The following is a 20,457-nucleotide window of genomic DNA, read 5'->3' as shown; positions in this document are numbered from 1 at the left end:
ACGCGTGCTCAGACGAACATGACGCGACGCGGTGAGGCATCGGTGTAGATCCGACCGAGCGGGCTGATCCACTCGATATCTCCACCGGTGAGTTGTCGCGCATGCCACCGGTGCTTCTCGTCGACGTCAGGATGCTTGAGGGCATGATGCCCTACGCAGAAGTGGCTGAGGTTCTCGATCGATGTCTTCCCGCCCTTCGCATGATCGTGATTGTGGTCGACCTGGCACCGGTGGACAGGCGTGCGGCAGCCGGGGAATCGACAGTGCTGATCGCGGGCCTGGAGATGCCGGCGCATCGCCGCGGTCGGAGTGTAGGCAGACGTGGCGGTCACCATCCCCGCGTGGTCGAGGAAGAGTCGCGCCCACCCGCCATTGCGACCGGCGAGATCGCGAGCGATGTCGGGGTGAAGCGGGCCGATGCCGTCGAGTTCGGCCGCCCGGTCGTCGGCTCCGATCAGAGTGCCGGCGGCGACCGTGACCTGAATGCGGGCCTGGATGCTCTCCAGCCCGGTACCGCTCGCCGCGGACGGGTCGCTGGTGAGGAGCAGGTCGCTCAGCAGATCGGCGCGAACCGCATCGATGCCGCGTTCGTCGGGCGCGATGTGATCCACACTGTGCGACGGATCGGTGGTGAAGGTGTCGCCCTCGCTGAAGATGACGTGCGCGTCGACCCAGGAGTCGTCGAGACGGTGGGTGCCGAGCGCATAGTGATTGAGAGCAGGAGCATCGCGGAGGGTGTCGTCCGCCGCCAGATCTTGCAGGAAGATCGGGTCGGTGCCCGAGTCGAGCTCATCCGGAGAGAGCATCGGCGCTGCGCTTGCGTGAGGATCGCAGTCGGTAGGAAGACCGCGTGTCTTGACGACGTGCTGCGCGAGTCGGGTCAGGCGATCGAGGATCGCATGGGCGAGGTGTTCGGGGAGCACGATCTGAAGCATCGCGAGTCCGTCGTCGAGAGAACGCACCGTGACCGACCGTTCGTCGCGGGCGCGCCGGTGCCTCTCGAGCACCGTCTCGCCGGCGAGAGACGAAGCGATCTGCCGCACTGCCGCTCGGGTGCGAGCGGGCGAGTCGTGCTCAGCCACGACCAGAGCGGCCGCGTCGTAGAGCGCGAGGGTCTCCGCGACGGCACGACCGTCGCGGACAGCTTGGCGAACCACCATGCCCGCCCGCACGATCTCTCGGACATGAGCCCCGCTGATCGCACCGTCGCGGAAAGCCTGCTGCACGACAGGATGCTCTGATTCGAGGAACAGGGCATCTGCGAATGCGTACTCGACGCTGCCCTTCGACATGCGACCGGCTGCGGAGTACTCGGCGATCATCGATCGACGGATCGACTCACGATGCTGCGGCTGCTCGCGCACATCATCGTCGAGAACCCGAATGCGGTCGGCGAGGAGAGCTGAAGCCTCGGCTTCGAGCGCTGCGATCTGGCGACGCTTCTCGACCCACGCATCGAGCAGCGCCTCGCAGTGCTCGATGTCGTTCGCGATGCCGGCCATGAGTCGAGTATAGTACATATGTTCGACTCTGGAAAGGGGAATATTGATGACTGGTGCCAACCGACAAGGGATCGTTGTGTTCCTGTGAACAACTTCCAGACAACTGGCAGGGCGGCGCTGGCAGACTGGGTGACATGGTGACGTTGTTGCTGGACCAGACGCAACTGGAGGTCGTGCTCTCGCCGATCGAACGTGCCGCCACCTTCCACCGCGACAACCTCCGGATCTCGCGCGACACCATCGCGAAGGTACAGCTGACGGAAGACGCCTGGACCTGGCTCCGCGGAGTCCCGAACCCCGGGACGCACATCCCCGGTGTTCTCGCCGCCGGCAGCTGGAAGGCCGCGGGCAGCCTCGACTTCGTGCTGATCCGCCGCCGTCGCCCGAGCGTCGTCATCGACCTCGAAGGCGACGAGCAGTACCGCCGACTGATCCTCACCACGCGACATGGGCTGGCCCTCACGCAGGCGCTGCGACTCGACGTCTCGACCGAGCCGGCGAGCGTCGAGGAGATCGTCGCGACCTCGCCGGTGCCCACATCGAAGGGCAGCCGCCGACCCGTCATCCGCCCCCGGCCTGCCTGACTCGCCACGGAGCGAGATCCATTCGCTGGCACACGCCCCTGAACGACGAACGCCCTCCGTGACCCGTAGGTCCGGAGGGCGTTCTCGTCAGCAGGATCTCTAGCTGTGGTGGTTCTCGCCGTCGGAGTGGTTCTCGCCGTCGGAGTGGTTCTCGCCGTCAGTCTGGTTCTCGTGCTCGTCGCTGTTCTCGGCGTCGGTCTCGTCGGCCGCGGCGGATCCCTCCGAGCTGTCCTCTTCCGAGCTGTCCTCTTCTGAGGTGTTCTCGTCTGAGTTGTTCTCTTCGGAGGTGTTCACTTCGGAACTGTTCTCGTCGGAGCTCTGCTCTTCTGAGGCGTGCTCTTCTGAGGTGTTCTCGTCTGAGTTGTTCTCTTCGGAGGTGTTCTCTTCGGAACTGTTCTCGTCGGAGCTCTGCTCCTCGGAACTGTGCTCGTCGGAGACTGCCTCCGCTGATTCGGCCAGCGGAACGGTGTCGATGACGCCGGTGGACGCGACGGTCCAGTGTGCGCTCTCCGCAGCGGAGCCGTCTTCCGAGGCCTGGTCTTCCGTGCTCAGCGGGTAGTCCTTCGGCTCGTCCTCGTAGTACGCGCGCGCAGCTGCAGCGAGCATCGAGCTGACGGCAGCCGACCGCGGGTCGTTCTCGGAAGCATCCTCAGCGTCTGAGGAAGCATCCTCAGCGTCGGGAACCGCATCCTCAGCGTCTGAGGCGACGGCGCCGTTGAGATCGGCGAAGACCTCGACACCGGCGTGGTCTTCGTCACCGGCGAGGTCGTCGTCACCCGGCGTCGTGGCCTCGTCAGCTGCGGCGGGTGCTGCGGAACCGAACAGGATCTCGTCGAACGACCGAGCCGGCGTCTCTTCGGCTGGGGCTTCGTCCGTCTGTGCGGCGTGCTCCTGCTCGCCTTCGGCGTGAGCTTCGTCGACCGGTGCAGCGTCTGAGCCGGATGCGTGCTCGTCAGTGCCGTCGTCAGTGCCGTCTTCGGTGGCGTCTGCTGCGGGAGCTTCGTCTGCGGGTGCCTCTTCGTCGACGATCACGTCCTCGACGATCACGTCCTCGACGACAGCTTCCTCAGCGGCGGCCTCGGCAGGGGTAACGCTCGTGGCGAGGTCATCAGCCACGGCCTCATCCGCCGGAGCGGCAGCAGCCTCAGCGGCCCATGCGGCAGCAGCGGCGACCGGGATGGCGACCACGGACTCGACCGGGGCCGAGGCGGGTTCGGTCGCAGGGGAGGGTTCGGTGGGCGTGACCTCGGCCGGAACCGGCGCCGGGGCGACGAGCTGCGGCGCGACAGGCTCGGCCGACGGCGCGAGTCTGCCGCCGCGCATCAGGTCGATGAAGACGTCTTCAAGCGTCGGCCCACGCTGCACGAGGGTGCTCAGGGCGATACCGGCGTCGGCGGCGACTGCTCCGACCGTGCCGGCGTCTCCGCCGCGGACGGTCAGGCCGGAGCGCAGCACTTCGATGTCGAATCCGGCCGCGGACAAGGCCGCGGTGAGTGCGCCGCGATCGGCGGCGTCGACGATCACCGAGCCACCGCCCTTCGGGTCGGCGAGTGTCTCGATGCCGCTGGCCAGCACGAGCTGCCCCTTCGACAGGACGAGTACGTTGTCGGCGACCTGTTCGACCTCGCTGAGCACGTGCGACGACACGAGAACCGTGCGTCCTTCGTCGGCGAGGCGGCGCATCAGGAGCCGCATCCAGCGGATTCCTTCGGGGTCGAGCCCGTTGGCCGGCTCGTCGAAGACGAGAGCACCGGGGTCGCCGAGGAGTGCGTGGGCGACGCTCAGCCGCTGGCGCATGCCGAGCGAGAAGCCGCCGATCCGTGAGTCGCCTTCGCCATCGAGTCCGACCAGGGAGAGCACTTCGCCCACTCGCGCCAGCGGGATGCCGTTCGCCTTGGCGGCGATGGTGAGCTGGCGTTCGGCAGTGCGGCGAGGACGGTAGACCGTCTCCTCGAGCACGGCGCCGATCGTGCGCAGCGGCTGGCGGAGCTCGGCGTAGGCCGTGCCTCCGATCGTCGCGGTGCCGGATGTGGCGCGCACCTGACCGAGCAGGATGCGCAGCGTCGTGGTCTTGCCGGCTCCGTTCGGGCCGAGGAAGGCGGTGACGGCTCCCGGCTCGACGCGCGCGGAGAAGTCCGAGACAGCGGTCACCTCATTGAAGTGCTTCGTCACGTGCGTGAACTCGAGCACCTGTCCTTCAGGCATCCGTGACCTCTCGTCGCATTTGAACAGTTCCTCCCTATCCTGCCGGAAAAGCCTGTCGGATCCCGCATTTCGCGCGGAATACCGCCCTTTGTCGAAAGGGGTAGCCTGGCCAGCGTGACCGATTCTCACGCTGCATCCCGCGTCCTCGTCCGCACCGAAGGGGCCCTGGGGCGGCTCACACTCAACCGCCCTGAGGCGATCAACGCGCTCGACGTCGACATGATCGAGAGCCTCACCGAGACGTTGAACGCCTGGCGCGACGACACCGACGTGCAGATCGTGCTGCTCGACGGGGCCGGCGAGCGGGGCATGTGCGCGGGCGGCGACGTGCGCGCGCTGCATGCCCAGATCGTCGCGGGGCAGGCCGATCAGACCGCTGAGTTCTTCCGAGCCGAGTACGCGTTGAACGCGATGATCGCGGAGTATCCCAAGCCGGTCGTCGCCTTCGCCGACGGCATCACCATGGGCGGCGGAATCGGGCTGGCCGGTCACGCCGCGATCCGCATCGTCACCGAGCGTTCGAAGCTCGCGATGCCGGAGACCCGCATCGGGTTCACGCCCGATGTCGGTGGCACCTGGCTGCTCGGACGCGCCCCTGGGCGCTTCGGCGAGTACTACGGGCTGACCGGGGCGACCATGAGTGGCGCGGATGCCGTGTACCTGGGGTTCGCCGACCACTTCGTGCCGTCCGACCGCCTCGAAGCGCTGAGCGAGGCCCTCGCCTTCCGTGCCGATCCGACCGGGCCGAGCGAGATCGTGCTGCTCTTCGATGAGACCCCCGAGCCCACGCAGCTGCCGGCATCGCGGGAATGGATCGACGAGGCGTTCTCCGCTCCTACCGTGACCGAGATCGTCGAGCGGTTGCACGCGCAGGGGACCACGGAGGCCGCGGCCACCGCGGATCTTCTGGAAGGGCTCGCACCCACCGGGCTCACCGTCACACTCGATGCCGTCCGCGAGGCGCGCGAGCTGCCAGGGCTCCGCGCCGCGTTGGAGGGCGAATACCGCCGGGTGCTGTGGTTCGTGAACGAGCATCCCGACCTCGTCGAGGGCATCCGGGCGCAGCTGGTCGACAAGGACCGCAACCCGAAGTGGGACCCGCCGACCCTGGCGGAGCTCGCTCCGGATGCTGGTGCCCCCGCGCGCACCTACGTTCCGCAGCCGCCGCTGTTCTGAGCCCGGAGCGGTGCGTGGGCGAAGTCACCGCTTTGTAAGGAGTATCCGGGGGCTGCGGTAGGCGGGCTTGCGTAGCGTCTGGGGCATGACGTCTTTCACAGTGAATCTCCTCAAAGCGCAGCCGGACACCTACAGCGCGCTCGATGCCTTCTCGGACTCCGTCGACGAGGCATGCGCGGCCAACGGCATCGATGACAGGTTGAAGGAACTGGCGACCGTGTACACGTCGCAGTTGAACGGATGCGCGTACTGCAACCGCGCACACGCGGAAGACGCGATCGCTGCCGGCGTCGAGCCCGACACGCTCCTGCAACTCGCGACGTGGCGGGAGAGCGGCGTGTTCAGCGAACGTGAGCGGGTCGCCCTCGAGATCGCGGAGGCGTTCGTGCACATCCCCTCCGGAGCGATCTCCGATGATCTCGGCCGTCGTGCGCTGGCCGTCTTCACCGAGAAGGAGTTCGCGGCGCTCTCGTGGCTGTGCGTGGCCTACAACGCGATCAATCGCGCCATTGTCGTGAGCGGGCTCCGGGTGGCCCCGCGATCAGGTTGATCGATCGGAATCGTCTTCTCGTTCTCGTTCTCGTTCTCGCTCTAGTTCTAGTTCTCGTTTGCGCCCGGGGCATCCGCCTCGGGGTTCGAGCGTCGCTGCCAGATGGTCCGGAGCACATCGATGACGTCATCCGGATCGGCGTCGGCGGTCCCGGCCTCATCGACGAGCTCACGGATGCGCCGCATCACGGATGCGGGGAGAACGCCGGCCGACTCGGAGACTCTCGTGCCTGCCGCCGTGCGCGAGACCACGAGGCCTTCGGCCTCGAGCATCTTGTAGGCGCGGGCGGCGGTGCCCGGAGCCACTCCGAGATCGCTCGCCGTCTGGCGGACGGTCGGGAGCCGCTCGCCCGCGCCGAGCTGCCCGGCGACGATGAGTCCGCGCAGCTGGCGGTAGATGCCCAGCGCGGGGTTCGCCTCGTCGGCGGGTGACAGCTTCGGATTCGGGCTCACCGTGCGGCCTCCTCGTCCGCCGTGCTCTCGACCGGAGCATCCGATCGCGGGACGTATCCCAGTTGCGCCGTCACTATGAGCAGCAGCACGAATGCCGTGATCTCCAGGGCGGGAGCCAGCCAACCGCCGACGGCGGCGATCTCGCCATACCGCCAGAAGGCCTCGTACGAGTCGCTGCCGCCGTCGCCGTCGATGCTGAGCCCGCTGATCGAACCGGCTTCGGCGATGAACCGCCACGCCCCCGCGAGGGCGAGCAGGGCGCTTGACGCCACGATCCGCGTGACCCCCGTCGCGATGTCGCGACGTTCCCGCTGCTCGGCGACGACCGTTTCGGGGCGGAGGAACGAGCGCGCCGCGTTGGCATGCAGCGTGGCCACGGCCACCGCGATGAGGGCGGCGGTGCAGATCAGGACGGGGATGCCGTAGGCCCACCCGTAGAACCAGGGACGGATCGGGTCGATGGACTCGTTCGGAATGCTGATCTCGAGGTAGACGTAGGGGCCGTCCCCGATGCGTGAAGAGGCCATGCCTGCGGCGACCGAGGTGGCGATGAGGGCGAGCACTGCGGAGGTCGCGATCACGGAGCCGATGCGAGGGCTGAAAGTCAGCCAGGTGCGGCGTGAGGAGAGGACCGGGTGCTCAGGTCGGGAGCTGCCTCGTGCGGAGATGAGCGCCAGAAGTACTCCGATGCCGATGGATGCCGTGAACACGGGCGTCGCGTACCGCCACCAGGACACGACGCCGTTGAGGTTCAGGGCGTAGCCGGTGATCAGGTTCTCGGCGAGGAAGACGGCGATGACCGCGATCGCCGCGACGCCGAGCGTCCGATGCTCGGGTGCGTAGCGGGTGGCGATCGCTCCGGACGACGTCGAGGGAAGCCGCACGCCGCTCTCCTGACGCGCGCGCCAGCGAGGAGAGGTGACGATGCCGACGGCGATGATCGCCGCGAGGATCAGCGACACCCACGGCATCGAGAGGACGGCCCCCAGCAGCTGTGCGGGATCGTTCAACCAGGGGCCGAGCGCGGTCGGGGAGGCGATGGTCACAGGCATGTGGCGTCCGTTCTTCTTTGTGTCACATGTCTAACACAAATTGTACCAGTGAGTAAATACAAGATGCTCCTGAGATTCCCTCCCTCTGTTGTTCACCCGCGTGCAGAAACCGCTGATCGGGGCGGGAAGAGGTTCGCTGTCAGCGAAGGTCCGCCGTGAGGGGGATCCGAATGTCCGCAGTTCGTGGCACTCTGTCTTGTGGCCGATTGTCGGTCGGCATCCGTCTGCCGAGAAATCCGCCGTTCCATCCTTCCTAGAAAGTCCGCCTGTGCTGGGAAAAATTCTCGTCCGCTATCTCTCTCGATACCGGTGGCTGCTGCTTGCCGTGCTGGTCTTCCAGCTCGCCAGCGTCGCCGCGACCCTCTACCTCCCGCGCCTGAACGCCGACATCATCGACAAGGGCGTCGCCCAGGGCGACACCGGATACATCTGGCGCACCGGTCTGTTCATGCTCGCCGTGTCGCTGGGCCAGATCATCGCCTCGATCACCGCGACCTTCTTCGCGGCTCGCGCCGCGATGGGTGCCGGCCGTGACATCCGCGCCGACGTCTTCGGCAAGGTGAGCGGGTTCTCTGAGCGCGAGGTCTCGCAGTTCGGCGCCGGCTCACTCATCACGCGCAACACGAACGACGTGCAGCAGGTGCAGATGCTCGCCATGATGGGCGCCACCATGCTCGTCACCGCGCCGCTGCTCGCGATCGGCGGCATCATCTTCGCCGTGCAGACCAACGTCGGTCTCAGCTGGCTCATCGCCGTCTCGGTGCCGCTGCTGCTGATCCTCGCTGCTCTCGTGATCGGGCGCATGGTGCCGCTGTTCCGCAGCTACCAGGGCAAGCTCGACAACGTCAACCGCATCATGCGCGAGCAGCTCACGGGCGTCCGCGTCGTGCGCGCGTTCGTGCGTGAGCGCATCGAAGAAGAGCGTTTCCGCGGGGCCAACACCGACATCATGGACGTCGGCCGCAAGGTCGGCTCGCTGTTCGTGCTGCTGTTCCCGCTGTTCATGCTCATCCTCAACGTCACGGTCGTCTCCGTCATCTGGTTCGGCGGCATCGAGGTCAACAACGGCACTGTGCAGGTCGGCACGCTGTTCGCCTTCATGCAGTACATCGGCCAGATCATGGGCGGCGTCATCATGGCGAGCTTCATGGCGATGATGATCCCTCGTGCTGCCGTGTCGGCCGAGCGCATCGGCGAGGTGCTCGACTCCGAGTCCACGCTGCTGCGCCCGGAGAACGGCGTCACCGAGTTCCCGGTCCCCGGATCCGTGGCGCTCGACGACGTCGAGTTCACCTACCCGGGTGCCGACTCTCCGGTGCTCACCGGCATCAGCTTCGCCGCAGAGCCTGGTGAGACCGTCGCCATCGTCGGATCGACCGGCTCGGGCAAGACGACGCTCGTCTCGCTCATCCCGCGTCTGTTCGACGTCTCCGGTGGTTCCGTCCATGTGGGCGGCACTGATGTGCGCGAGGCCGACGTCGAGTCGCTGTGGGACAGCATCGGCCTGGTGCCGCAGCGTCCGTTCCTCTTCACCGGCACCGTCGCGTCGAACCTGCGCTACGGCCGTGAAGAGGCCACAGACGAAGAGCTCTGGCACGCGCTCGACATCGCGCAGGGTCGCGACTTCGTCGAGGAGATGCCCGACGGCCTCGAGTCTCGTATCGCCCAGGGCGGCACGAACGTCTCCGGCGGTCAGCGTCAGCGTCTCGCCATCGCCCGTGCGATCGTGCATCAGCCGCAGATCCTCGTCTTCGACGACTCGTTCTCAGCCCTCGACCTGACCACCGACGCCCGATTGCGTCAGGCGCTGTGGCGGGAACTACCGCACGTCACGAAGATCGTGGTCGCCCAGCGCGTCTCGTCGATCACCGATGCCGACCGCATCGTCGTGCTCGAAGGCGGAACCATGGTCGGTGTCGGCACCCACGAGGAGTTGCTCGAGACGAGCGACACCTACCGAGAGATCGTCGAATCGCAGCTGGGGGTGGACGCATGAGCGAGCAGAACAACGAACAGGGCAAGGTCAAGCGCGGCCGCGGCCGCGGCAAGGCAGCAGTGGCCGAGGTCGAGCTGAGCGCCGAGGAGAAATACGAGGCCGAGCTCGCTGAGCAGGCGCGTCAGAACTCCGGAGACTGGGACAGCGTCGCGCCGGGCAAGGCCGACAACTTCGGCCCCAGCTTCGCGCGCATGATCGGGCTGCTGAAGCCGTCGGCCATCTGGTTCGTCTTCGTGTCGATCCTGGGTGCGATCGGTGTGGTCCTGACGGTCGCGGCGCCCAAGGTGCTCGCGGAGGCGACCAACCTCGTCTACAAGGGTTTCATCTCCATCCAGCTCGGGCAGCCGACCGATGGCTTCCCCGGCTTCCCCGCCGGCACGTCGCAAGACGTCGTCGTCGAGGCGCTGCGAGCCGGAGGGCAAGACGACTTCGCGAATCAGGTCGGGGCGCTGGGCGACTTCACGGTCGGCCAGGGCATCGACTTCGACGCGCTGCGGCTGGTCATCGCCGCGGTGCTCGCGATCTACGTCGCGGCTGCCTTCCTCACCTGGATCCAGGGTTACGTCATCAACGTGATCATGGTGCGCACCATGTGGCGACTGCGTGAGTCGGTCGAGGCGAAGATCAACCGCCTGCCGCTGGCGTACTTCGACAAGGTGCAGCGCGGTGAGCTGATCTCGCGCGTCACGAACGACATCGACAACATCACGCAGACGATGCAGCAGTCGCTCTCCGGTGCTCTCACCTCGGTGCTCACCGTGATCGGCGTGCTCGTGATGATGTTCTCGATCTCGTGGCAGCTGGCCCTCGTGGCGCTCGTCACACTGCCCCTCATGGGCATCATCTTCGGAATCATCGGACCGCGTTCGCAGAAGGCCTTCGGCACCCAGTGGCGCAAGGTCGGTCGGCTGAACGCCCGCGTCGAGGAGGCATTCTCCGGTCACGCGCTGGTGAAGGTCTTCGGACGCGAGAAGGACGCGCTGGACAAGTTCCAGGTCGAGAACGAAGAACTGTTCCAGGCGAGCTTCAAGGCCCAGTTCCTGTCCGGCGTCATCATGCCGGCGATGATGTTCGTCGGCAACCTCAGTTACGTGGGCATCGCGGTGCTCGGTGGTCTGATGGTCGCGAACGGCCAGCTCCGTCTCGGTGACGTGCAGGCGTTCATCCAGTACTCGCAGCAGTTCACGCAGCCGCTGTCCGAGCTGGGTGGCATGGCTGCCGTGGTGCAGTCGGGCACGGCATCGGCCGAGCGGGTCTTCCAGCTGCTCGATGCGGATGAGCAGGAGGCGGACGACGCCGATGCTCCCGAGCTCACGGAGGGCAAGGGCGTCATCGAGTTCGAGAACGTCGCGTTCTCCTACACGCCGGAGCGTCCGCTCATCCGGGATCTGTCGTTCCGGGTCGAGCCGGGTCAGACCGTCGCGATCGTCGGTCCGACCGGTGCGGGCAAGACGACGCTGGTCAACCTGATCATGCGCTTCTATGAGCTCAGCGGCGGACGGATCATGCTCGACGGTCAGGACATCGCCGAGGTGACCCGCGACGAACTGCGCTCGCGCACCGGCATGGTGCTGCAGGACCCGTGGCTGTTCGCAGGCAGCATCCGCGAGAACATCCGGTACGGCCGCTCCACCGCGACCGACGAAGAGGTTCTCGCCGCTGCCAAGGCGACCTATGTCGACCGCTTCGTGCACGCCCTCCCCGAGGGATATGACACGGTGCTCGACGAGGATGCCGCGAACGTGTCGGCGGGTGAGCGTCAGCTCATCACCATCGCGCGGGCGTTCGTCGCGCAGCCTTCGATCCTCATCCTCGATGAGGCGACATCGGCTGTCGACACCCGCACCGAGCTGCTGCTGCAGCACGCGATGGCCGCGCTCCGTGAAGGACGCACGTCGTTCGTGATCGCGCACCGTCTGTCGACCATTCGCGACGCCGACCTCATCCTCGTGATGGAGCACGGCGACATCGTCGAGAAGGGCACGCACGACGAGCTCATCACCGCGCAGGGCGCCTACTGGCGTCTGTACCAGTCGCAGTTCGAGCAGGCGGCGACGGACATCGACGCCGAAGATGCGCTCACCGGAACGACGCCGGTCGTCGTCACGGGTGACGCGAGCAACGCCGACGGCACGGCGGCCGAAGCTGCGGCAGCCGTGGCGGGCGCGTCGGTCGGCGCTCAGGTGCCCGGTGCCGAGACCGCGGCAGCGCAGGCCGTGCTGGAAGACGGTGCGGACGGCTCCGGCCACCGTTCCTGATCCCGCGTATCGCAGGACGACGCCCCATTCCGCTCACGCGGGGTGGGGCGTCGTGCTGTGTCCGGTCAGCGGCTGGAAGGCGCCGTGTCGGGAGCGAGATCGGGCGCCGCAGCGCCGTGCTCGCCGGTGCCCAGCGAGGTGCGTCAGGAGCGTTCGGCGGTGATGCCGAGCAATTCCAGCGGGTGGGTCAGACGCCACCAGGGGCTCGGCCCCTCGACGTCTTCCGCCAGAACCAACGGGATCGTCGCGGTGTTGAGCGGACCGGCAGCGGTGAGCGTGCCGACGGTGCCGTCCTGCGCGCGCTCGTCACCGAGGTCGAACGCCGCGGTCGCCGTGGCGGTGGCGCCGTTCCACAGCACCACATCGGCATCGGCCTCGGTGATGATGTCGACTTCGTCGCCCCAGAGCGTCGTGACCTGGCCGACGACCGTACTCTTGGCGACCGCCGGATCCTGAGCCTCCAACGCCGCTTCCGTCTCAGCGAACAGGGAACGAGTGAGGGTGAGCCGCTGCTCGTTGTCGTCTTGGTTCAGGGCCGCGGCGAAGAGATGCACGGTCGTGTCCCCGACGGTCACATCCTTCGCGGTGAGCAGGTTCCAGCCGACGAGGGTGCCGGTCTTGATGCCGACGACGCCCGGGTCGGCGAGCATCCCGTTCGTGTTGACCACGGTGCCGGCGCCCGGAAGGTCGACGGACTTGGTGCCGACGATCTCGGCGAACACCGGATTCTGCATCGCCCGCTCGCCGAGCGCGACCAGGGCCTCGGGAGTGGAGACGTTGCGCTCGTCGAAGCCCGAGGGGGTCACCACCGTGATTCCCGTGAGACCACGTTCGCGCAGCCAGACTTCTGCGGCCGTCGCGAACTCCCTCTCGGAGCCCCAGATCTCGGAAGCCAGGCGGTCGATGTAGTTGTTGGCCGAGCCCATGAGCGTGCCCTGCAGCAGCTGGTACTCCGTCAGCACCCCGCCGATCGGCACATCGAGAGCGGACTGGTCGCTGCGCCGGTAGTCCCAGTACTTCACGCTGTCGGCGCGGGTGAACGAGAACTCGGGACCCTGCTCGCCGAGCGCGAGCGGCATCCGGTCGAGCACCATCAGAGCGCTCACGACCTTCGTGATGCTCGCGATGCTCACGGGGTCGGGGACCGATGCGGCGGTGCTCAGCCCGGCGATGCCGACGGCTCCCGCGCCCTGTGCCGGCCAGGTGACGGTGGCTGCGGGAGCGGGGGCGGTCGCGATCTCGACGGACTGCACCGTCGGCGGCACCTCGTGGAGTGGCCAGAGCAGCGTCGTGCCGGCGTAGACGGCGATGAGTCCGACGAGCGTGCCGAGCGGCACGAGGACCCCCGGGCGGGCGATCGCGGGGCGAAGGCGTGCCCCGCCCATCAGTCCCGGCGCCTTCTCGCTCTCGGGCGTCTCGTCGAGAGTCGCAGTGCCGGTATGCGTGGCGACCGTTGCAGTATCGACCCACGTCAGAGCGGTGGCAGTGGTCGAGTCATCCGCCCATCGGGGTGAGGCCGGATCCAGGAGAGCGCTCGCTTCGTCAGGGGCGTCCTGGACGATGCGCTCCTTCGGGATGAACGGTGGCTTGGTCAGAGCGGGCGTCACCGGCTCCGGCGCGGTCACCGGCTCGGGTGCGATCACCGATTCCGGCTCGATCACGGACTCCGGTGCGAGCGCGCGCGTCGACGTCTGCTCGGCCGTCAGCACCGAACCGCCTGTCGCAGCATCGACAGGTCCGGAGGGGGCGGCGGTCGCCGGGCCGTCGTCGCTGACGACGCCCGTCGCCTCGTCGGCGGGGTCTGTTGCGGTCACTCGTTTACGGTACCCAATCCCGGGCGAGTTCCGCGGCGCATGGCCTTGTCGCCGTGCGGGTGTCGCCGGCGGTAGGATCATCAGCACAACCACGGGAGTCCGGCGAGCCGGGCTGAGAGGGAGCGAATCGCGCTTCGACCGTCGAACCTGATCTGGGTAATGCCAGCGCAGGGAGGAGTTCAGATGAGTACGCCTACGTCCACATCCGCGCAGCAGGCATCCGCCGCCGCGACGGGCATTCACCGCACATCGATCTGGCGCTGGCGCGTCGTCGACATCGTCGTCGCCGCGGTTCTCGGCGTCGCGATCGGTCTCGTGTTCTGGGGCTGGAACACGATCGGCTACGCCTGGTTCGGCGCAGCAGACGCTCTGACGCCCGGCCTCGGCGGCATCGCCGTCGGCATCTGGCTGCTCGGCGGCGTGGTCGGTGGCCTCGTGATCCGCAAGCCGGGTGCCGCGCTGGTCGTCGAGCTGGTCGCCGCGATCGTGTCGATGCTGATCGGCAACGTGTGGGGCATCTCGACCGTGCTGTCGGGCATCGTGCAGGGCCTCGGCGCGGAGATCATCTTCGCCCTGTTCTTCTACCGTCGTTTCGGGATCGCGGTCGCCGCGCTGGCCGGAGTCGGAGCCGCGGTCGCCGCCTGGGTGTTCGAGCTGTTCTACGGCAGCTCGCCCAACATCCTGAAGTCGGTCGAGTTCAACACGATCTACCTGGTCAGCGTGGTCGTCTCCGGCGCGATCCTGGCGGGCGTGGTCGGCTGGCTGCTCGTGCGCGCCCTCGCCGTCACCGGTGCACTCAACCGCTTCGCCGTCGGGCGAGAGCACGTGCGCGAGGTCTGAGCGTGACCTTCGCCTCCCCGGCCCGCGTGCAGGCTGCGGGCTGGGGCTGGCGGTACGCCGGTCGAAAGCGCCCCGCCGTCGCTGACGTCTCGTTCACGATCGAACCCGGTGAGCGCGTGCTGCTGCTCGGTGCGTCCGGCGCGGGGAAGTCGACGCTGCTCGCCGGTCTCGCCGGTGTGCTGGGCGACGACGATGAGGGTGAGCGGACGGGGTCGCTGCGCATCGACGGTGCGGCCCCCGAATCGCGGCACGGTCAGGTGGGACTCGTCCTGCAGGATCCGGATGCCGGCATCGTGCTGTCGAAGGTGGGCGACGATGTCGCCTTCGGCTGCGAGAACCTGGGCGTCGCGGCATCCGAGATCCCCGGCCGCGTCGCCGAGGCCCTCGACGCCGTCGGGCTCGATGTTCCGCTGCAGCGCCCCACGAAGGCGCTCTCGGGCGGACAGAAGCAGCGACTGGTGCTGGCCGGCGTCCTCGCGATGCGCCCGGGACTGCTGCTGCTCGATGAGCCCACGGCCAACCTCGACCCCGAGGGCGTCGGGGAGGTGCGGGCGAGTGTCGAACGTGCGGTCACCTCCACCGGTGCGACGTTGATCGTCGTCGAGCACCGCACGCCGATCTGGGTCGATCTGATGACCCGGGTGATCGTGCTCGGGGCCGACGGCGGGCTGCTGGCCGACGGCGCGCCGGATCAGGTGTTCGCCGTCCACGGCGACGTGCTCGCCGACGCCGGAGTGTGGGTGCCCGACCGCGACATCGGCCTTCCCGTGCTGGAGCAGGTGCCGGCGCCCGACGCGCTCACCGCCTCCGCTCTCGCGATCGCCAGGGAGCCGGGCGTCGTGGTGCAGGCGGGACTCGACCTGCGGGTGCCGCGGGCGAACGCGACCGTGATCACGGGGCCGAACGGGGCGGGCAAGTCGACGCTCGCGCTGACCCTCGCCGGGCTCATCCCGGAACAGTCAGGTGAGGTGCGGTCTGCGCCTGAGCTCGCCGGGCGCAAGGGCACGCGTCCCATCCGCTGGACCTCGCGCGAGCTGCTCACCCGGATCGGCATGGTGTTCCAGGAGCCGGAGCATCAGTTCCTCGCCCAGACGCTGCGCGACGAGCTCGCCGTCGGCCCCCGGGCGCTCGGCTGGGACCGTGTGAAGACGGATGCCGTCGTCGACGAGCTGCTCGAGCGCCTCGGCCTCGCCCCTCTCGCACTCGCCAACCCGTTCACCCTTTCCGGAGGGCAGAAGCGGCGGCTGTCGGTCGCGACCGTGCTGGCGGGAGCGCCCGAGGTGATCGTGCTCGACGAACCGACGTTCGGACAGGACCGTCGCGGGTGGATCTCGCTCGTCGCCCTGCTGCAGGAGGAGATCGCGCGAGGCCGGTCGATCATCGCGGTCACGCACGACGACGCCGTGATCCGGCACCTGGGCGGTCATTGCATCGAACTGGGGATCGAGCTGGGGGCGGCATCGTGACGACGACCGAGACCGCGCGGCGGGTGTGGCTCGACGGCGTGAACCCGGTCACGAAGCTGGTGCTCGCGGTGCTGCTGTCGGTGCCGCTGTTCGCGTCCATCGACATCACCAGCGCGCTCGCCGCGATCGTTCTGCAACTGCTCTGCCTGCCGTTGACCGGGCTGCGTCTGTCGACGGTGCTCAAGCGGCTGCTGCCGATCGCTATCTTCGCACCGATCGCCGGCGTGAGCATGCTGCTCTATGCCGAGCCGGCTGGGCACATCTACTGGACGTTCGGCTTCGCGACCATCAGTGACGACTCCATCACGCTCGCGATCGCCGTGAGCCTGCGGGTGATCGCGCTCGGCCTTCCCACGATCCTGCTCTTCGGCGGCACCGACCCGACCGAGCTCGCCGATGCGCTGGCACAGGTCGCGAAGCTCCCGAGCCGCTTCGTGCTCGGCATCCTCGCCGGCACGCGGATGCTGGGCCTGTTCCTCGACGACTGGCGCACCATGAGCCTGGCCCGTCGTGCACGGGGCGTGGGAGACCGGGGGGTGCTGCGGAGATTCTTCTCGATGGCCTTCGTGCTGCTCGTGTTCGCGGTGCGGCGCGGATCCAAGCTGGCACTCGCGATGGAAGCGCGGGGCTTCGGATCCGGCATCCCCCGCACCTGGTCGCGTCGGTCACGACTGCATCCGCGCGATGCGGTGGCGCTGATCGGCGGCATCGCGATCATGGCGCTCGCGCTCGCCGCCGCGGTTCTCCTCGGCACGTTCCGCTTCGTCTGGAGCTAGCTCGCGCTAGCCCGGGTTCGGCTGGAAGTAGTGGTCCCGGTGCAGTGCGCACCGCTCGTTGAACAGCGCAGCGCACCGCGGGCAGGCCGTCACCGCGAAGTACTCCGCGATCGTGAGCTCGTGCCCGCACGCACCGCAGAGGATCGCCTGCGTATCGTGTTGATCCGGCGCCCACTGCGCAGCCGGGTGCCCCGCCGACTCCTCGTGGCAGAGGTGGCACGGGTAGTGGTCGCCGCAGCAGGCGAACCGGATCGCGATGATGTCGGTCGGGCCCCGGTAGTGCGCGCACCGGGTCATGTCGTCGACGACGGCGCCGAACACCGGGGGGCGACCGGGAGACGGGGGAGAGACGCTCACGTCTCGTTCCAGAGTCTCCGGTAGTACTCGAGTCGTTCGCGGTCGGGTTCGACGCCGTAGGCCTCGATGAGCGTGTCCTCCCACCCGGTGCCGAAGTTCCACAGAGTGCTCATCGACGCCACCGCGATGTCGGCCCAGCGGTCGGCGACTCCGAGAGCGGCGAGGTCGACGAAAGCGGCAGGGCGCCCATCGGCGTCGAGAAGCGTGTTCGGCATGCACGCGTCGCCGTGGCACACCACCAGCCGGTCGATCGGCGGTGCCTGGTGCAGCTCTTCCGGCACGACCGTGCCGCGGTCGACGGCGTTGGCGATCCGCCACTGCGTGCTCCACTCCCACGGGCACTCGGCCACCGGCAGGGCGTCGTGCAGTGCTCGAAGGCCCGCGCCCACCGCCCGTACCGCGGTCTCCGGCTGCTCGGCCCAGCGAGGGTCGACGGCGCTGCTCGCATCGATCGCGACCGTGACGAGCCAGTCGTGCGTGTCGTCCTGGCCCTGCTCGAGCACCTCCGGCACGGGGAGCCATGTTCGTGCCCACCTCATGCGCTCGGCTTCGTCGCGCATGTTCGCCTCGTCGTCGAGCGGGCCCCACTTGATGTACCGGCCGTCGTCGGTGCGGAACGTGAGTCCGCCGATCCCGTTGAGCCAGACCGGTACGAGTGCGGCACCGCCGGCGAGTTCGCGAACCCGCGTCGGCACGTCGAGGGAGGCGGAGGGGATGGTCATCCGTCCATCCTGCCCGACGGGATCGTCGTGGACCTCGTCATCGGCTCTCGTCACGCAGGTTGCGCAGATACGCGTTGTAGGCGTCGAGCTCGCTCGTGCCGTGGGCATCCGCATAGCGATCGGCGGCGGCGGCGCGGGCCGTGTCATCACGGAACCAGCGATGCATGACGTAGACGAGCATCAGCAGGGTCGGGGCTTCGCCGTATGACCACGCCAGCCCACCGGCCAGCTGCTGGTCTTCGAGCGGATCCATCCCGAGTGCCAGAGTCGGTGCGACGAAGTAGTCGACGAGCATGGTGGTCGCCATCATCAGGAAGACACCGAAGAACGCGTGCAGGGCGGCTTCCGCGAAGACGTCCAGGGCCCGCCCGCCGTGGCCGAGGCGCACCGGAAGCGGGTCGGAGCTCAGCACGGGGATCGCGAAGAGGATGCCGACGACGAGGAACCCGACCTCCAGGGCGAGGTGGCCTCCGGGCGCTGCGAGCACCCGATCGGCGAGACCGGCCAGGTACAGCCCGTAGAACGCGATCAGGTACACCGGCAGCGCGATCCACGGGCTCAGCAGCCACCGGGCGATCCGGCTGCGTAGGCCGGCGTGGGCGGCACGCAGGACGACGGCACCCGCCCCGCGGTGCGGCACTGCCCGCAGGAGGAGCGTTCCCGGTGAGCCGAGCACCAGCAGCGGCGGGATCGCGATCATGAGGGTGAGCTGCTGGAACATGAACACCGACATCAGCGCATAGCCATAGACCTCGACCCCGAGGCCCGTGGTGGCCGCGAGCGCGACGCAGCCCAGGAGGAAGACGACGGTTCGCCAGACGGGCCACCGACGGTGCTGCCGCCACAACCGCGTCGCCCCGGCCAGATAGGCGACCGCCAGTACTGCCGCGACCAGGGGCAGGAGGGGGAACGGTCCCGCGGCCGGAGTGAGGAAGGCCGGTGTGAGGAAGTCCGAGAAGGTCGGCGGCGCATCGGGCATCCAGTCGTTCATCCGGTCGCGTCCTCCCGCGAGCCGTCGGGCCGGTCGATGTCCTGCGCAGTCCGTGCTGCCGCCCGCTGGTCGATCAAGAGCCCGACGACGAGGATGACGCCTCCGATCGCGAGCGCGACATCGGCGAGGTTCCCGATGAACCAGTTCCCGTAGGCGAGGAAGTCGGTGACGTGACCGCGACCGAATCCGGGAGGTGCGAGCAGACGGTCCAGCACGTTCCCGATGGCACCACCGAGGATGAAGCCCAGCCCCCAGGCCCGACCCTTCGTGCGGGCGCGGGTCGCGGCGACGAACAGTGCCACCACCGCACCCACCCCCACCACGGTCAGCAACCAGGTCGCCCCTGACCCGAGCGACAGGATCGCGCCGGGGTTGAAGGCGAGCTGCAGGCCGAGCGCATCGCCCAGGAGGGGTATCCGCTCCGTCCGGCTGAGTCCTGCGATCGCGGCGGCCTTGCTCGCCTGGTCGATGAGCACGATGATGCCGGCGACGACGAAGGCGATCCCATACCGGGGACTGTTCTCACGCAACATCGGAACGCTCTTCTCTTGCAGCGGCCTCCGCACGGTCGCGCCGACGCCGCGCGCGCCCTGAGAGGAGAACACCGAGCGCGCCGGCAGCGAGGAGGAAACCGATCCCGAAGAGGAAGGCGACGCCGAGGAAGCCGAGATCGGTGCGCTGCACCCCCTGTTCGCCGTTCTGCTGTTCATGCGTGGTGCGGGAGGTGGGAGTCGGGGTCGGAGTGGAAGTCGGGGTCGGAGCGGGATCGGGCGTCGCCGTGCGGCTCGGCGTCGAACTCGCTGAGCGAAGATCCGCTCCCGGGGCGTCGACGGCACCGCGCTGCTCGCCGGCGGCTGCCGACTCCGCACCGATGAACATGATCAGGGCACTGAGAACCGCCACAGCGATCGTCGTGCGGACCGGATGCCGAGAGGTGGTGCCGACCGGCCGGCTCACCGTCCCGGCCTGTCGGGAGCGAGCGGTTCGCCGTCGTTCGATGTGCGTTTCATGGGGTCTCCTTCGAGGGGGTGAGCACGGGCGTGGCGTCGGATGCCGTCACGCAGGGGTCGCGTGATTCCCGGTGGGAGCGGGCGCGATCCGGATGCCGGGGCGTGCGCACTCGACGCAGGAAGCCGAGGAGCCGCGCGATGCCGGCGGAAGGCGTCGTCCTGATGACGGCGCGTCGACGATCAGGTTCGGGAGAGGCCGAGCTGGATCAGCGAGATCGCGGTCACGCGGGGGTGCACGGGAGAAGCCGGCGCTGAGGGCCGCGCGTGCGGCTTCTCCCGGAGGGTCGAGAGCTGTCCGGGGCGCCGGAGCACGCGGGACAGCAGGAGCATCGCGGCGAGGCCGCACAGCACCCCGAGAATGCAGACTGCGGCGCCGGCGAGGGCGCTCATCCCGGTGGCCGGAAGCGCGGCCGGTGTCTGGTCCTGGTCCACCGCGGCAGCGTTCTCCACCGCGGCAGTGCTGTCCACCGCGGCAGCGTCGCCCACGGCGACGGCGTCGTCGAACGCTTCGATGGACGCGGCGGCGAGCGAGGGGGCCGCTCCGTTCTCCCCGGCATCGCCGTGGGCGGTCGCCGTGAGGGCGAAGAGGAGCAGGAGTGCCAGGCTTGCAGTGGTAATGAGGCGCATTATCACCGGCCGGTCGACAGACGCCGTGGATCGGTGGATCCCGGGCGAGCGGCGCATTCTCCGGATCCTACTCCCACGA

General features: G+C 68.4%; 19 protein-coding genes and 1 riboswitch. Of the genes, 8 read left to right on the top strand and 11 right to left on the bottom strand.

Annotated features, from left to right (window positions below):
- Positions 1-8: 8 nt before the first annotated feature.
- Entirely contained in the window at positions 9-1,502 is a 1,494-nt protein-coding gene (locus CQ040_RS14175) for an HNH endonuclease signature motif containing protein (RefSeq protein ID WP_105527442.1), read from the bottom strand.
- Positions 1,503-1,636: 134 nt separating this feature from the next.
- Between CQ040_RS14175 and CQ040_RS14170 the strand changes: the two genes are divergently transcribed.
- Positions 1,637-2,086 (top strand): hypothetical protein, encoded by a 450-nt coding sequence (locus tag CQ040_RS14170; protein WP_028500820.1) that lies wholly within the window; start codon positions 1,637-1,639, stop codon positions 2,084-2,086.
- A gap of 99 nt (positions 2,087-2,185) precedes the next feature.
- On the opposite strand, the gene CQ040_RS14165 is transcribed toward CQ040_RS14170, so the two are convergent.
- The gene (locus CQ040_RS14165) at positions 2,186-4,291 is read right to left on the bottom strand and encodes an ATP-binding cassette domain-containing protein (protein WP_105527443.1); all 2,106 of its coding nucleotides are present in this window, start codon (positions 4,289-4,291) and stop codon (positions 2,186-2,188) included.
- Between the two features lie 114 nt (positions 4,292-4,405).
- Between CQ040_RS14165 and CQ040_RS14160 the strand changes: the two genes are divergently transcribed.
- On the top strand, positions 4,406-5,467 hold the full coding sequence (locus CQ040_RS14160; protein WP_105527444.1) for an enoyl-CoA hydratase/isomerase family protein: 1,062 nt from the start codon (positions 4,406-4,408) through the stop codon (positions 5,465-5,467).
- Between the two features lie 85 nt (positions 5,468-5,552).
- Positions 5,553-6,017 (top strand): carboxymuconolactone decarboxylase family protein, encoded by a 465-nt coding sequence (locus CQ040_RS14155; protein ID WP_105527471.1) that lies wholly within the window; start codon positions 5,553-5,555, stop codon positions 6,015-6,017.
- A gap of 47 nt (positions 6,018-6,064) precedes the next feature.
- Here the strand turns inward: CQ040_RS14155 and CQ040_RS14150 are convergent, their stop codons facing one another.
- Both CQ040_RS14150 and CQ040_RS14145 read right to left on the bottom strand, forming a co-directional pair.
- Positions 6,065-6,469 (bottom strand): GntR family transcriptional regulator, encoded by a 405-nt coding sequence (locus tag CQ040_RS14150; RefSeq protein WP_105527445.1) that lies wholly within the window; start codon positions 6,467-6,469, stop codon positions 6,065-6,067.
- Entirely contained in the window at positions 6,466-7,521 is a 1,056-nt protein-coding gene (locus tag CQ040_RS14145) for a hypothetical protein (RefSeq protein ID WP_105527446.1), read from the bottom strand. Before CQ040_RS14145 ends, CQ040_RS14150 begins: the two co-directional genes overlap by 4 nt.
- A 268-nt stretch (positions 7,522-7,789) precedes the next feature.
- On the opposite strand from CQ040_RS14145, the gene CQ040_RS14140 reads away from it, so the two are divergent.
- Positions 7,790-9,517, top strand: coding sequence for an ABC transporter ATP-binding protein (locus tag CQ040_RS14140; RefSeq protein ID WP_105527447.1), 1,728 nt, complete (start codon positions 7,790-7,792; stop codon positions 9,515-9,517).
- On the top strand, positions 9,514-11,775 hold the full coding sequence (locus CQ040_RS14135) for an ABC transporter ATP-binding protein (protein ID WP_105527448.1): 2,262 nt from the start codon (positions 9,514-9,516) through the stop codon (positions 11,773-11,775). Before CQ040_RS14140 ends, CQ040_RS14135 begins: the two co-directional genes overlap by 4 nt.
- Before the next feature lie 143 nt (positions 11,776-11,918).
- Here the strand turns inward: CQ040_RS14135 and CQ040_RS14130 are convergent, their stop codons facing one another.
- Positions 11,919-13,589, bottom strand: coding sequence for a D-alanyl-D-alanine carboxypeptidase family protein (locus CQ040_RS14130; RefSeq protein WP_181156942.1), 1,671 nt, complete (start codon positions 13,587-13,589; stop codon positions 11,919-11,921).
- 81 nt (positions 13,590-13,670) lie between these two features.
- Positions 13,671-13,780: riboswitch (TPP riboswitch) on the top strand.
- On the opposite strand from CQ040_RS14130, the gene CQ040_RS14125 reads away from it, so the two are divergent.
- From CQ040_RS14125 to CQ040_RS14115, 3 genes are all read left to right on the top strand, one after another.
- The gene (locus CQ040_RS14125) at positions 13,773-14,429 is read left to right on the top strand and encodes an ECF transporter S component (RefSeq protein ID WP_105527449.1); all 657 of its coding nucleotides are present in this window, start codon (positions 13,773-13,775) and stop codon (positions 14,427-14,429) included. Its footprint overlaps the riboswitch before it by 8 nt.
- Positions 14,430-14,431: 2 nt before the next feature.
- Positions 14,432-15,895 carry an ABC transporter ATP-binding protein gene (locus tag CQ040_RS14120; protein ID WP_105527450.1) on the top strand — a complete coding sequence of 488 codons (1,464 nt, stop codon included), beginning with the start codon at positions 14,432-14,434 and terminating at the stop codon, positions 15,893-15,895.
- Positions 15,892-16,671 (top strand): energy-coupling factor transporter transmembrane protein EcfT, encoded by a 780-nt coding sequence (locus CQ040_RS14115; RefSeq protein ID WP_105527451.1) that lies wholly within the window; start codon positions 15,892-15,894, stop codon positions 16,669-16,671. Before CQ040_RS14120 ends, CQ040_RS14115 begins: the two co-directional genes overlap by 4 nt.
- A 6-nt stretch (positions 16,672-16,677) precedes the next feature.
- On the opposite strand, the gene CQ040_RS14110 is transcribed toward CQ040_RS14115, so the two are convergent.
- The 6 genes from CQ040_RS14110 to CQ040_RS14085 all read right to left on the bottom strand — a co-directional run bounded on the left by CQ040_RS14110 (position 16,678) and on the right by CQ040_RS14085 (position 20,435).
- Entirely contained in the window at positions 16,678-17,028 is a 351-nt protein-coding gene (locus CQ040_RS14110) for a CHY zinc finger protein (protein ID WP_258131414.1), read from the bottom strand.
- Positions 17,025-17,750, bottom strand: coding sequence for an aminoglycoside 3'-phosphotransferase (locus tag CQ040_RS14105; protein WP_105527474.1), 726 nt, complete (start codon positions 17,748-17,750; stop codon positions 17,025-17,027). The genes CQ040_RS14110 and CQ040_RS14105 overlap by 4 nt, the downstream gene beginning before the upstream one ends.
- Positions 17,751-17,787: 37 nt before the next feature.
- Complete coding sequence (locus CQ040_RS14100) at positions 17,788-18,741, bottom strand: cytochrome c oxidase assembly protein (protein ID WP_258131413.1); 954 nt, start codon at positions 18,739-18,741, stop codon at positions 17,788-17,790.
- A complete protein-coding gene (locus tag CQ040_RS14095) occupies positions 18,738-19,274 on the bottom strand; it encodes a signal peptidase II (protein WP_105527452.1) in 537 nt (178 codons plus the stop codon). Before CQ040_RS14095 ends, CQ040_RS14100 begins: the two co-directional genes overlap by 4 nt.
- Entirely contained in the window at positions 19,264-19,698 is a 435-nt protein-coding gene (locus CQ040_RS14090; protein WP_105527453.1) for a hypothetical protein, read from the bottom strand. Before CQ040_RS14090 ends, CQ040_RS14095 begins: the two co-directional genes overlap by 11 nt.
- 233 nt (positions 19,699-19,931) lie before the next feature.
- Positions 19,932-20,435: a hypothetical protein gene (locus tag CQ040_RS14085; RefSeq protein WP_146113907.1), complete on the bottom strand. Its 504-nt coding sequence runs from the start codon at positions 20,433-20,435 to the stop codon at positions 19,932-19,934.
- Positions 20,436-20,457 lie beyond the last annotated feature (22 nt).

The sequence above is a fragment of the Microbacterium sp. MYb54 genome (assembly GCF_002979515.1).
GTDB lineage: Bacteria > Actinomycetota > Actinomycetes > Actinomycetales > Microbacteriaceae > Microbacterium.
The sequence above is the reverse complement of the archived record's forward strand: the minus strand, read 5'-3'. Positions and strand labels throughout refer to the sequence as shown.